14 protein-coding genes are annotated in these 12982 nt (G+C 44.4%); all 14 read right to left on the bottom strand.

The window, feature by feature from the left end:
- Positions 1–11: 11 nt before the first annotated feature.
- Complete coding sequence (locus tag UE46_RS01145; protein WP_036059081.1) at positions 12–773, bottom strand: ABC transporter permease; 762 nt, start codon at positions 771–773, stop codon at positions 12–14.
- Positions 760–1701, bottom strand: a complete 942-nt coding sequence (locus UE46_RS01140) for a daunorubicin resistance protein DrrA family ABC transporter ATP-binding protein (protein ID WP_036059080.1) — start codon at positions 1699–1701, stop codon at positions 760–762. The genes UE46_RS01145 and UE46_RS01140 overlap by 14 nt, the downstream gene beginning before the upstream one ends.
- A gap of 14 nt (positions 1702–1715) precedes the next feature.
- On the bottom strand, positions 1716–2708 hold the full coding sequence (locus UE46_RS01135; protein ID WP_036059079.1) for a pentapeptide repeat-containing protein: 993 nt from the start codon (positions 2706–2708) through the stop codon (positions 1716–1718).
- A gap of 18 nt (positions 2709–2726) precedes the next feature.
- Positions 2727–3059 carry a PadR family transcriptional regulator gene (locus UE46_RS01130; RefSeq protein ID WP_036059077.1) on the bottom strand — a complete coding sequence of 111 codons (333 nt, stop codon included), beginning with the start codon at positions 3057–3059 and terminating at the stop codon, positions 2727–2729.
- Between the two features lie 120 nt (positions 3060–3179).
- On the bottom strand, positions 3180–3485 hold the full coding sequence (locus UE46_RS01125) for a PTS sugar transporter subunit IIA (protein WP_036059074.1): 306 nt from the start codon (positions 3483–3485) through the stop codon (positions 3180–3182).
- A complete protein-coding gene (locus UE46_RS01120; RefSeq protein ID WP_036059072.1) occupies positions 3486–5759 on the bottom strand; it encodes a glycoside hydrolase family 3 N-terminal domain-containing protein in 2274 nt (757 codons plus the stop codon).
- Between the two features lies 1 nt (position 5760).
- Positions 5761–6069 carry a PTS sugar transporter subunit IIB gene (locus tag UE46_RS01115; RefSeq protein ID WP_036059071.1) on the bottom strand — a complete coding sequence of 103 codons (309 nt, stop codon included), beginning with the start codon at positions 6067–6069 and terminating at the stop codon, positions 5761–5763.
- A 12-nt stretch (positions 6070–6081) separates the two neighbouring features.
- The gene (locus tag UE46_RS01110) at positions 6082–7377 is read right to left on the bottom strand and encodes a PTS sugar transporter subunit IIC (RefSeq protein ID WP_036059069.1); all 1296 of its coding nucleotides are present in this window, start codon (positions 7375–7377) and stop codon (positions 6082–6084) included.
- Positions 7378–7679: 302 nt separating this feature from the next.
- Positions 7680–9602 (bottom strand): BglG family transcription antiterminator, encoded by a 1923-nt coding sequence (locus tag UE46_RS01105; protein WP_036059068.1) that lies wholly within the window; start codon positions 9600–9602, stop codon positions 7680–7682.
- Between the two features lie 22 nt (positions 9603–9624).
- A complete protein-coding gene (locus tag UE46_RS01100; protein ID WP_118907346.1) occupies positions 9625–10122 on the bottom strand; it encodes a putative periplasmic lipoprotein in 498 nt (165 codons plus the stop codon).
- Positions 10119–10622, bottom strand: a complete 504-nt coding sequence (locus UE46_RS01095; protein ID WP_118907345.1) for a hypothetical protein — start codon at positions 10620–10622, stop codon at positions 10119–10121. Before UE46_RS01095 ends, UE46_RS01100 begins: the two co-directional genes overlap by 4 nt.
- Positions 10623–10674: 52 nt before the next feature.
- Positions 10675–10959, bottom strand: a complete 285-nt coding sequence (locus UE46_RS01090; protein ID WP_036059065.1) for a hypothetical protein — start codon at positions 10957–10959, stop codon at positions 10675–10677.
- 15 nt (positions 10960–10974) lie between these two features.
- Positions 10975–11790, bottom strand: a complete 816-nt coding sequence (locus tag UE46_RS01085) for an AAA family ATPase (protein ID WP_036059064.1) — start codon at positions 11788–11790, stop codon at positions 10975–10977.
- Positions 11791–11904: 114 nt separating this feature from the next.
- Entirely contained in the window at positions 11905–12981 is a 1077-nt protein-coding gene (locus tag UE46_RS01080) for a threonine aldolase family protein (RefSeq protein WP_036059063.1), read from the bottom strand.
- Position 12982 lies beyond the last annotated feature (1 nt).

The raw sequence follows: 12982 nt of genomic DNA, 5'->3' as shown, positions 1-12982 counted from the left end.
ATCCTTTTTCACTATTCAGTTTTCCGTTTGTAAATCTGCATCGAGGCTACCATCGCGACAATGAAAATCCCTCCGCACCAAGCGATTGCCGTCCAAACTTCGCCGGTGTTTACGTTGCCCACGAGAAGTGATCGCACACTCTCGATAATCGGCGTCATTGGTTGATTTTCTGCAAATGCCCGAACGATTTTTGTCATCGAATCTGTCGGTGTGAACGCGGAGCTGACGAATAGTAGCAGTAGGATGAGGTAGCTGAACGAGCCTGAACCTTCTGCGCTTTTTGCGAGCAATCCGGATATCACCGCAATCCATGTCATCGCTAGCGTGAACAATAGTAAAATCAAAATAACGACGAGCCAGCCAATGAATCCTGCTTCTGGCCTGAATCCCAATAGGAATGCTACCAAGACAACGACCAGCGTCGAAATTAAATTGAATACGACCGAAGTCACCACATGCCCTGTCAAAATGGATGATTTGGCGATTGGCATCGAGTGGAAACGGTCAATAATCCCCGTCGTCACATCATGATTTAGCCTTACTGCCGTATACGTTGACCCCATCGCGATACATAAAAACATGATCCCTGGAACAACATAATTAATATAATTTTCTGAACCTGTATCAATCGAACCTCCAAAAACATAAACAAACATCAACATAATCATCAGTGGCATCGCAATGGTTGTGATAATCGTATCCGCACTTCGAAAGGCATGCTTCATGTTGCGTCCAACCATTACTTGCATATCATTCCAATTATTCCGCATCATGCTCACCCTTTCTATCAATAATTGTGAGGAATACGTCCTCCAGCGTCGGCGATTTTTGCGAGAATTCCAGTACCGCTATATTCGCCGCTTCCAGTTTCCCAAGAATCGCCATTAACTGCGCTGTACTGCCATCAATTGTCACCACTACCAACTGCTCTTCCGCATTCAAAACTGGCTCAAATTCTGCGAGCGCCGCGTTTGCCGCTGCAACCTCATGTTCCTCCGCAAATCGCAATTCCAAATGTCCGTTCGGCAACATCCGCTTCAACTCAGCGACCGTGCCATTCGCGACAATTTTACCATCATTCAAAATCGCAATCTGGTTCGCCAACTGTTCCGCTTCCTCCAAATATTGCGTTGTCAAAAATACCGTCGTGCCGTTGCTTGCGAGCTCCCGAATAATTTTCCACATTGCCAAACGACTCTGTGGATCAAGCCCTGTCGTAGGCTCATCCAAAAAGATAACTTTCGGATTCCCGACCAAGCTCATCGCGAGATCAAGTCTGCGTCTCATCCCGCCAGAATACGTCGAAAGCGCCCGATCTGCCGCATCCGTCAAGCCAAACCGTGCCAGCAATTCATCCGCAATCCCCGCTGCATCTGGCAAATGCCGTAATTTCGCAATCAATCGCAAATTCTCGCGCCCCGTCAAAATTTCATCAACCGCTGCATTTTGCCCAGTTAAACTAATGGCCGCGCGCACCAAATTTCCCTGCTTCACAACGTCCGCATCACAAATCTGCGCATCGCCACCATCTGGCTTCAACAGTGTCGCTAGAATCCGAATTGTGGTTGTTTTTCCAGCACCATTTGACCCTAATAACGCGAATACTGTGCCTTTTTCAACGGTGAAACTGATTTTTTTCAACACTTCTACATTTTTATAAGACTTCTCCAAATTATGGACCGAAATCGTATTTTGTACCATTTTACACGCTTCCTTTACATTAGAATTATACCGCTAAGATCCGCTTTCCGATTCGTTTTCAAGCTTTCATAAGACGCCATATCCATTACTGCACCAGTGAAATCCGCCCGTTTTACATAACTTCCCTTGAAAGAAACATTCTCAAAAGTCGCATCTCGGAAAGTCGCGCCAACAAGCCCCGTGCTTCTGAAAATAGTACCTTTAAACGTTTCGCCATCAAAGTTCATTTTTGATAAATCAGAATAGCTGAAATCCGTTTGGTCAAATATCGCATTGTCAAATTTCGACTTGCTTATACTGGACTGTTTCAATTCAGCAAACGTCAAATCCGCGCCTTCAAATGAGGTGTAAGAGAGCTCGGAAGCATTAAATTTCGAGTTGGCCAAATTCGCATAGCTAAAATCTGCGCCTTTTAACATCGCAACCGAAACGTTAACACCTTGCATAAAAGCACCTCTAAAGCTCGGCGATCCCTCACCTTTTTTAGCGTACACACCTTTTAAAGAACCGATATGAAATTCCGCCTGTTCAAAAGAAGCGCCCGTTAGATTCACGTAATCCAGCCTAGCATCTATAAACACCCGATGATCGAAATTAACCCCGGATAAGTTGGAATGCTTAAAATTCACGCCGCGAAATTCGCCCTCATCAAAGCGGCTGTGTCTCAAGTCAGAGTTACTGAAATTAAAGCCTTCTGTCACTTTTCTTCTGATTGTTCCGTCATTATTCGCCGCACGCGCTTTCGCTTCTTCAATTTCCTGCCAAGCTGGGTTATCTTCCAGCGACATTTTCCGTTTCACACCAATGCTTTCAATGACCTCAGAAATATCGCCTAGTGAATGAATCGTCAGCTCGTATGCTTCTTCGGTATCATAACCTTGCGCTTCTAGCTCACCGTATTTCTCCTGTAAATCATGTACCAGCTCTTCTTTTAGCTCGCTAATTTCCGCCGTATCCTCGTATGCGCTGAACTGCCCATCAATGTACCCAATTAATTTCTCATTCATTTTTCCTAACCTCTTTCCTCATAATAGTTGTTCGAGAATGCGTTTTGCTGATTCCCACTGCCGTTTATTTTCTGCGTATAGCTCCTCGCCTTTTTCGGTCAATGTATAATATTTTCGCCGTCCGCCCTTGGTAGCATCGTCGCCCCAGTAAGAAGCAATACACTCCTCTTTCTCCAAACGCTTCAAACTGGAATACATCGTGGCTTCTTTCAGTTCATATTCCCCGTCTGAATTCAAATGAATCAACTTCAAAATGTCATATCCATATTTATCGCCGCTCATCAGTAACTTCAAAATAATCGTATCCGTGTGTCCTCTCAGTAAATCAGAGGAAAGTTTCTTATCAGCCATGTGATCGCCTCCATGAGTATAATATACACCATATTACTATGACAGTCAAGGTAATAGATTCAACAAGTTACTGTTACACATCAAAAAACGCATACCAATCAAGGTATACGCTCAAAAACATTAAATTTCTTTCCACAAAGCCACCATCTCATAAGCAATATCTCGAAGTAAATACGTCGTCATGAACTGATCTTCGGCATGTATGAACAACATCGACATCGGGATTTTCTGACCTTCTGCTTCTTTTTGGATAAGGCTTACGTGATTTTTATGACCTTCGCTTAAATAATGGTTCGCTTCATCGATTTTTCGGTATGCTTCTGTGAATTTTCGCTGTCTCGCGAGTTGTAAAGCCTCTGTTATCTTGCTTCGCGCACCGCCGACAGCCCCGATAATTTGAAAAGAAGCCAATTCCATTCCTTCCATTTACCTCACCCCGTTTGTTATCTCGATCACTGTCTCAAGCGCCGTTACGGAACTTCCACCTACAAAAATTCGCACGGTACCTGTTTCTAATTCCCATCGATTTTGATTCGACCAGATTTGTAGTTCGGCAAGCCCGATTTCGAGCGTCACTTCTACCGTTTCACTAGCTCCAATTTCGACTTTTCGGAAAGCTTTTAGTTCTTTTTTGCGTCGCGTAATGCTCGCTTCTTGGTCGTGGATGTAGAGTTGCACGACTTCGGAACCTGTACGATTGGCGCGGTTTTGAATGGTTACTTTGAATTGGAACTTACCCCCCGCTTCTAACTCGGCAACGGACCTGCTTTGATGGATCGCGTGGATTTCTTGATACGCGAAGTCGCTGTAGCTCAAGCCATGCCCGAATGGATATAGCGCTGCGCCTCGTTCGTCAAAGTAATCTTCTTTGTATTCGCCCGCCTTTTGGTTGTAGTAAACCGGAAGTTGACCGGATGAGCGCGGGATGCTGACTGGCAGTTTTCCTGATGGATTCACGATTCCGAACAACGTTTCTGCGACCGCGATTCCGCCTTGTGCACCGGGATACCACGCCGTGAGTAGCGCATCGGCCTGTTCGCTTATCTCTGGAATCGCATTCGGACGCCCTTGCACGAGTACAACCACGACTGGCTTCCCTTGTTTTTTCAACGCTCGGAAAAGTTCCAACTGAACGGCTGGCAGTGCTAAATCCGCCAAGTCCACGTTCTCCCCAGCATCCATGTTCGGCCCCTTAGAGCTCACCGCCCCATTATTCAAAAATTCCATATCAAAATTCCGCGCGCTCGAGCCGCCTAAAACAAGGATGACAGTATCGGCTGATTTCGCGAGTTCTGATGCACGTTCGATGCCACCTGCTATTTTTTCACGGATATCGCAGCCTTTTTCATAGCTGATTCGCGTATTTTCAGGCGCGATTTGCTTGATTCCTTGTAAAATAGTAACGCCATCCGCCAAATTTTGCGGGGCTGTGTAGTCGCCGAGTTGATTGTATAAAGCATCCGCATTTGGCCCAATAACCGCGATACGTTGCGCATTTTCAAGCGGTAGAATTTCACGGCGATTTTCCAGTAGACAGATCGATTCGCGTGCGGCTTTTAGATTCAAGGCACGCCACGATTCTGCGCGTTCTGGCACGTTTTCCGGCGCGTATGGATTTTCGAATAAGCCGAGTTGGAATTTCAATCGTAATATCCGACTCGTTGCGACATCCAATACGGCCTCATCCAGATCGCCTGAAACAACTGCCGACGCCAAATTTGGGAATACTTCGTCCCATAAACTCAAGTCAACGCCCGCCGCGAGCGCCATGGCACCCACTTTTCGCACGTCTGGATTCATCGCCAGCAAACGATCGAGTGCGCAACCATCCGCCATCACAATGCCATCAAATCCCAACTCTTCTCGCAAAATTCCTGTCAACAACGCCCCATTCGAGTGGCACGGTATGCCGTCGATTTCATTGTACGCTGCCATCACGCCAAGCGCGCCCGCCTCAGCCGCTGCAACCATCGGCGGTAAGAAAATTTCGCGTAGTTCGCGCATCCCGATAGAAACCGGACCTGAATTATGTCCACCAACTGGTTCACCTTGCGCGGCAAAATGCTTCAAAATCACCGCAACCTGGCCACTCGCTTGGAAACCCGTCGTGATTGCCTTCGTGAATTCCGCTGCTAAAAACGGATCCTCACTAAAACACTCCTCTGCGCGGCCCCATCTCGGATCTCGCAAAATATCAAGCGCAGAGGCCAACGCAAGATGTACTCCTTTATCGCTGATTTCCGCGGCAATCGCCTCCGCAATTTCCTGTTGCAACGCCGTATTGAACGATGCACCGCGAGCCAAGTTCACCGGATACGATTCACTATCTAGCGCCTGATGTCCATGTGGAACCTCCTCCGAAAACAGCATCGGAATACCGAGTCGCGAGTTTTCAATCACGTATTTTTGCAACTGATTCGCAACCCGAGCCGAATTCGCCCGACTAATCCCATTTTCCTGATTCATTCCTGACCAAGGATCGGCCCGAAAAAGACCGTACAACGCGCCGATCCCGCCAAATTTTGCGACTTCCTCTTGGAATTTCGGCGTCACTTCAAACGATTCGCCAACACGCTCAAACGTTTGCCAGCCGTAGAGTCGCTGATTCAACTGTCCGCATTTTTCCTCCAACGTCATCTGTGCCAAAAGGTCCGCCACACGTTCCTCAGTGTCCAATTTATAGTCTAAATATCGCGACATCTTAATCCTCCTCCAACAACGCTAAGCCTTGCGCTAAAACTTTTTCGCCATCCATCCGACCGTAATCCACAATCGCAATCACGCCCACTGGAATCGCACCGCCGACCGCCTCGCTCACCTTGCCCTCCATATAGCTCACCTGTGGCCCCAGCAAAATCGCATCCGCCATGCGCCAATTCTTCTCAAAATCGATCTCGGAAATCGCCCAAATATCAATCGCAATTCCCTTCTCATTCGCTATATTTTGCATTTTTCGAACGAGTACGCTTGTAGACATGCCAGCATTACACATCAACATTAGTTTTTTCATTTCAAACGCTCCTTATACTTTGATTCGGTCATTTACTTTCAAGAATGGTAGGTATAGCAAGACGCAAACGCCCACTAAGAAAATTTGGAAAACTGCTGCTCGCCAATCTCCACCTGTCGCCAGGAACCCTGACGCAACAACAGGTGTCGTCCACGGAACCATCACGACAACCTCAGAAATCATGTTTATTTTTGTCGCAATATAAGCAAGCAATAAACAAAGCGGCGTCGAAATAATAAACGGAATCATCAAGCTCAAATTATACACAATCGGCAATCCAAAAACGACCGGCTCATTGATGTTGAAAAGTCCTGGTGCAGAAGAAAGCGCCGCGATTTCGCGATAATCTTTCCGCTTACTCCAAATGAAAATTGCAATCAGTAACGCAATCGTATTTCCGCCTCCACCCATAACACCAAAAATATCACGGAAAGTCGTATTAATAATGTGCGGAATCGCCGCATGACTTGCATAAGCTGTCATATTATCTTGCATATTCGCGAGCAAAACTGGATCCATAATCGGCCCCAAAATCCCACTTCCTGCGATACCAATCGAATAAAGCATTTGTGAAATCGTCATTAGCGCTAGGAACCCTGGAACACTCGTCACCAAAAACGTCAACGGTTTTTGAATAATCGCGCCAATCAGTGCATAAATATTAAGCGTAAATAATTGCGTCAACAAGAAGGATACAAAGGCAAACACAAGCACCGTCAACATTGTTGGAATCAATACGTTAAACGATTTAATAACAGCAGGCGGTACACTTTCGCCCGAAATCTTGATTTTCAACTTCTCGCTCTTCGAAAAATAAATAAATAGTTCTGTCGACAAAAGCGCCGTCACAATTCCCACGAACATCCCCGCTGAGCCAGTTAACGCCGTCGGAATAACGCCCGCGACCTCCACAGTTTTCGTCGCGCCAAGCGGAATCACTTCCGTCGCCAAAGGAATAAAAATAATAATCAGCGCAATCGTTTGCAAAGCTGGCGCAAAAGGATTCTCAAATCTCCGGTTTTGCGCTAAAAAATAAGAAACCGATGCCCCAATCAAAATCGTAATAATTCCCAGCGTCCCATTCACAATACTATTCCCCAACTCCTGCCACGTAGTCAACGTCTCCGAACTAATGACATTCGACATAAAGCCATCCGGTTTAATAATGACGTTATTGATCAACACCATAAAACCAGCGAGCATAATAAACGGTAAAATCGTGGCAAACGCGTCACGCATCGATTTCAGGTGAATTTGATTTCCTAGCTTTTGCGAAATCCAGCCTAATTTTTCAACAAATTTTTTCATGTTGCAAACCTCCTCTTAATTATAGCTTAAGTGTAGCGCTTTCTTTTGTTGAAATAAAGCCAGTCTTTTTCCGCAAGATTCGCTTCACAAAGGAAATCCACAAAAAAGGGCTGGGACATAACCCGGATAAATCGGCGGCAAGCGTTCGCATTCAGAGAGTTTGGCGGACTTCCGGTTCTCACATACACCAGTATGCTCCGCTTCCGGCTTCCACCAAACTCTCTGAATACAAACGCTTTCGCTCGATTTGTGTAAAGCAAAATTTTTTGTCCTACCCGAAGTAAAGAGAAGGCGTTTTTGCTTTATCTCGCGTTTTGTCCCAGACTCTTCAAAATCTCCATAAATCCGTCAAAATCCCGAATTGCCTTCAATTGGCGCATCACTTTCGGATTTTCAACGATGTCGCTAATTAACTCATACGTATCCGTAAGTTGCGACTGTTCTTTGTTTTTCACGGCCAGCATGAATACGACTTGCGCGTAATCTTCCTCGTTCCACAACACCGAAGTCTCACAAATGCAGACCGCAATCGCCGTCCGTGCTACATCAGCTTGAATCGGATGTGGCGTCGCCAATCCGTTTCCCAAAAACGTCGGAACAACCAATTCCCGCTCAAAAATCGACGGCAAATAATCTTCCCCAACGCAACCTTGTTTCTCTAAAAGCCCCGCTAACGTCCGCAAAACCCGCTCCTTATCCCAACCTTTTTCCGAGATAACGAACAGCGATTCTGAAAATACGCTTTCCACCTGAAACAGAGGACTATTTCCCAACATCGCTTCAATCGCCCGCATATCAGCTTTCATCAGAAACGGCGAAACCTGCACGTACGGATGCCTTTGATGGCGCAATGGCACCGTCGCGATGACGAAATCACAAGCTATCGGCCGACTCTCGTATTCATGAAACGAGTACACGCCGATAATCTCCAATTCCTCAGCAAATGCCTTCCTCACCTTCGACTGCAAAAGTTGCGATGTACCCAATCCCGATGCACACACAATCAAAACCCGTTTTTTGACGCTTTCTTGCGCTTTATCCATCGCATACAGCAAATGAATCGCTAAATACCCAGCCTCCGCCTCATTCACCTTCGTTCCCAGTTCTTCCTCCAGCACATCTTTCGCCGTCAAACCTAACTCAAACGCCAGCGGATGATTCTGCTTCAAATTTGGCAAATACGGATTTTGGATATTCATTTGAAATTTTATGCGGTTAATCGCAGGTTTTAAATGTAATATCAAATTAGAAACGAGCGCCTGATCACCAAGTAGCGCATAACCATAACGCTTTTGAATCTGCTCAAGCATTTTATTCACTAGCATAAATTCCCGGTAATCGTCGTAATCCGTCGCGATATGCTTCGCGCTGATGTGTAACAACAAATAAGATAGCTCGGTTTCCGGAAACACGACCTCTTCCTGCGCCTCAATTTCCCGAATCATCGTCTGAGATGCACGTAACTCCTGCATGTTAAATTCAATATTTAGTAGCTCATCCGCCGCAACATAACAATCATCACGAATCCTACAAATCGCGATGGCAATATGAATAATCAGGTTTTTAAGCGCGATATCCGTCATATGAATCTCATATTTAGACACCGTTTTCGCGACAATACGCTGAATTCCCTCCAAGTCGACCTCTTTGAAAAAGCCCTGTTCTGCTTCACTTATAAGTAAACTCCGAGATTTCGTCAACAAATAATGCGAAAAGCAAAAACGAACATGAAGCTCTGTTCCGAGTATTTTAACCCCATATCCAGCCTTTTTGCTCAGCTTTAAATCAAATTCCGCTAGTTTTCGTTTTACTTCAGGAATACCAGCATTGATAGTTGACTTACTGACATAAAGCTCATCCGCGATATCATCCAATTTCACGTATTCATTTTTCAGAAGGAGGTAGCGAATGATGTAGTCCGTACGATCTTCGGCGAGCATCGGAGTGATGTGGAGATTAGAACGTTCGCTAGTGTCGACGAGAAGTAAGTTTCGCAGTGCCGTTTCGTCCTCTACAACCAACTTATAGCCAACGCCGCGGACAGAAGTTATCTCATTTTTAGACGATGCTAAAATATCGTGAAGCGCTTTTATATCATTTCGAATCGTGCGCGGATCAACATGCAGTTCTTCACCAAGCTCTTTTCCGCTGACAAAATCCATTTTTACGTACAATAGCTGGAGTAAATCGCGCCATCTCGGCACAGAAATCTTTGGTTCGCTCATCAGTACCTCCTCCTTTCTATCCTTATTCGGTTATTTCAAGGCCAAAATAGTAAGTCACATAATATCCGTCATCATCGTAGCTTTCTTTAAGAATATACATGTATTTACCTACATCTGCTGGGACATTATACTGCCACGTTCCAGATTCTAATTCTTTTACGTCGATTGGTAGAAAATCTTCGCCAGATTTAGGTACCATTTCTAGTGTGATTGCCATCAAATGTGTGGTGTTTATTATGCCAGTTCTCACTTTCGGCTGAATCGTGATCTGTACTTTATCAGTGTTATTCGTCTGAACTAGCTTTTTGCCATTCAAAAAACCCTGTGGGGCGGGAAAATAGGCCTTTGTTTGCGCCCCATTCCAGCTAAAATCTGTTCTTGAAGGCTTGATTTTTGTGCTCGGTGATGATTTTAATGTAATTTTTGGCGTTGTTTGTTCGATTTGATTTTCGACACTCGACATCGAGCCACATCCCGTAAGTAGAAATACACTCAGAATGATTATTGCTATTTTTTTCATTTCTTAAATCCTCGTTTCCAACTACTAAACACGAGTAATCGATATTCTTTTCTACACATTATTAGGATAAAAAGTCCGATATTGCCGATTAATGCGATAATCGTAAGTAACGGCACAAAAATAACGGCTGTGACGGAAATCCAGATTCCCCAAATGATCATCGTAATTATTAGCACAATGGAGAACTTTTTTTGTTTTAGAATCAGAATAGCCGTGATAATCCGGATAATGCTGAACAGTAGGAATATTTCCGTTGTGAACACGAATGAGTCGAGAATCAGGTTAATTGTCCACGAGCTCGCGAATTTGGACACTTGCTCATGGAAGGCGAAATCGATGTAGTTGGTCGCGAGCTGGTCAATGAATCCGCTTAAATATTTACCTGCAATTTTGCTCAAAATGAAGAATATGAGGTAAATGATGATCTCGATAATGGAGTAAACGATGAGTAGCCAACTGCTTACTTTGATGATAGGATCTTTAGTTTTGGTTGGTTGCATTGGATTTTCTCCTTTTCTTGATTATACGTTTAACTTTACTTCATCTTGTATTTCATTCCATTTCTTCATAAACGCCTTCTGTCGCGGATAACTTAAAAGGCTCGATATTCCACGTGATCACGATTTCTTTTGCCAGCCTAATTTCAACTTTTTCAACAAAGTGCGGAATAGATGTGATGCTTGCCGATTGATCCGTCAAATCAATTAAAAGTGGTGCTGGATCGCCGTATTCCTTAACATCCAGAAAAATTGCGAGATTGCTATCTTGCTCTTGATATATGCGCACCCGATTATCAGAGTACACCTGCCAACCTTGGCCCACCGTTATTTTTATCATATTGTCCTCCTTTTTTTAGCGCTTACGAAACTCATCTTGCCGTTCATGAAAAAAGCGCTCTAACAATCGTACATTCTCAAGTTCCGTCCAATCGCATGTTTGTAGCCCCTCCCGATCTAGATTATAAACCGTTCCAGCCAATGCACCCAATAAAAATGGGGAATGCGTTGCGATCACAAACTGACAATCTAAAAATCGCGCTGCCTGATTGATAATTTCAGCTAACTTCCATTGGTTTTCTGGCGATAACGAACTTTCTGGTTCATCCAATAAATAAAACCCGTCCGGCAAAATATAATCCTCAAAAATCTGCATCGCCGTTTCGCCGTTAGAATACTTCTCCTGCGCAAACTGAAGGCGCTTAATTTCTTTCTTCATCGCGTAGGAACCTTGATGCTCGGCGATCTCCTCTTTTGTTTGTCCCAGTCGACCACGCTCATATATGTAACCCTCACGCAAAATCGCCTCTTGCTGGATTTTCTTCACTTCATATAAAATATCTTCACTCTTAATATACCGACTATTCTCTGGGATAGCAAGATCATAAGTGCCACTTTCAGCCGTCCCATAACTCACTTTACTTTCAGACACATATTTAGAAAAATAGTCTTTGATGCCCCACGTTTTATTTTGCTCAGCGCCTTTTACATCCAATTTTGTCGCCAAAATATTGAGCAAAGTAGATTTTCCAGACCCATTATTTCCGTATAAAATGGTGATCGTATCAAAAATAAATACTTCGCCAGATTTCCCTTGCAAAACATTGTATGGATAAATATTCGGATTGTTAACAGAGCGGTTAGATAGCTCAAAACATCTGACATATTGCATAGCGGGCACTCCTTTTTCAGCTTTATATTCATTATATCATTTCGCGGAGCGCGCACGCCAAAAAACCACCCAACTATCGAGTGGCTTATTTTATCTATTCGTGATGGCATTTAACTAAATTTGCAACAATTCAAAGACTCGATCTAGTTGTTCGGCAGGAATTTCTGCCACCGCATCTCCAACTGACAGCTCAAATCCACACGTGTCGCTAGGTTTGGACTGTAAATATCCAGAACAGCCAACACCCGTTTCCGCATGAATTTTTGTCAAAATCGGTTCCACAGCTTCGGCTGGCTTCTCAAAGTGCACATGAAACATATTGGAAACAGGTACTTCCGGCACAGTTTTCACACCTTCACACGCATTAAATCGACGCGCTAAGTCCTTCGCCGCCTCATAATACTGCTCCATTTTGCCGATTCGCTTATCAAAATAGTAATTCGCCGATATGATATATGGATACAAGCTGATCAAATCCCCGCCATAACGACGTTTCCAGAGCTTCGCCTCGTCCGTAAAATTAGCATCGCCTGCCAAAATAGCGCCAGCGATCCCGCCAATTCCTTTATAGAAAGAAACATATACACTATCAAAAAGTGCGCTGATTTCTTTTTCCGATTTCTTATAGTAAGGGGTTATTTCCCACAAACGCGCACCATCTAGATGCAATTGAATCCCATTTTCACGACAATACTGTGAAATTTCCTCCAGCTCCGCAAAAGTTGGCAATTGTCCGCCGATTTCGCGTTGCGGTAATTCTAGTAAAACACATGAAACCGACTCGTCCAGATTGCGAATGTCCTCGATTGTTGGTACTCTTTCGGCAGTCCCCAAAAGCAGCAGCTCGATTTGTTGCAATTCCTTTAGCCCGTCTTGCTCATGGATTTCTAGATGTGATAGTGGATGATACGCGATTTTATTGTTGTTTTTGCGATCGGCCCAGATTCGTAGCGCGATTTGTTGTGCCATTGTGCCACTTGGGAAGAATACCGCTTTTTCTTTGCCGAGGAACTTAGCAATTTTGCTTTCAAAGTCCTCGATGATTTTGCCGCTGCCATAGATATCGCTTTCCAGATTCGGGTCAACAGATTGCAGCGCTTCTTGTAAAACAGCGACGTTGCGCGGGCCATTTTGTGACAATCTGTAGGTTGTTTTTTGAAATGAATCTTTTAGTTGATTGGAATTACTCATT

This window comes from Listeria weihenstephanensis (assembly GCF_003534205.1).
In the GTDB taxonomy this organism is placed as follows: Bacteria; Bacillota; Bacilli; order Lactobacillales; family Listeriaceae; genus Listeria_A; species Listeria_A weihenstephanensis.
This window is presented reverse-complemented; position numbering and strand designations above follow the sequence as displayed.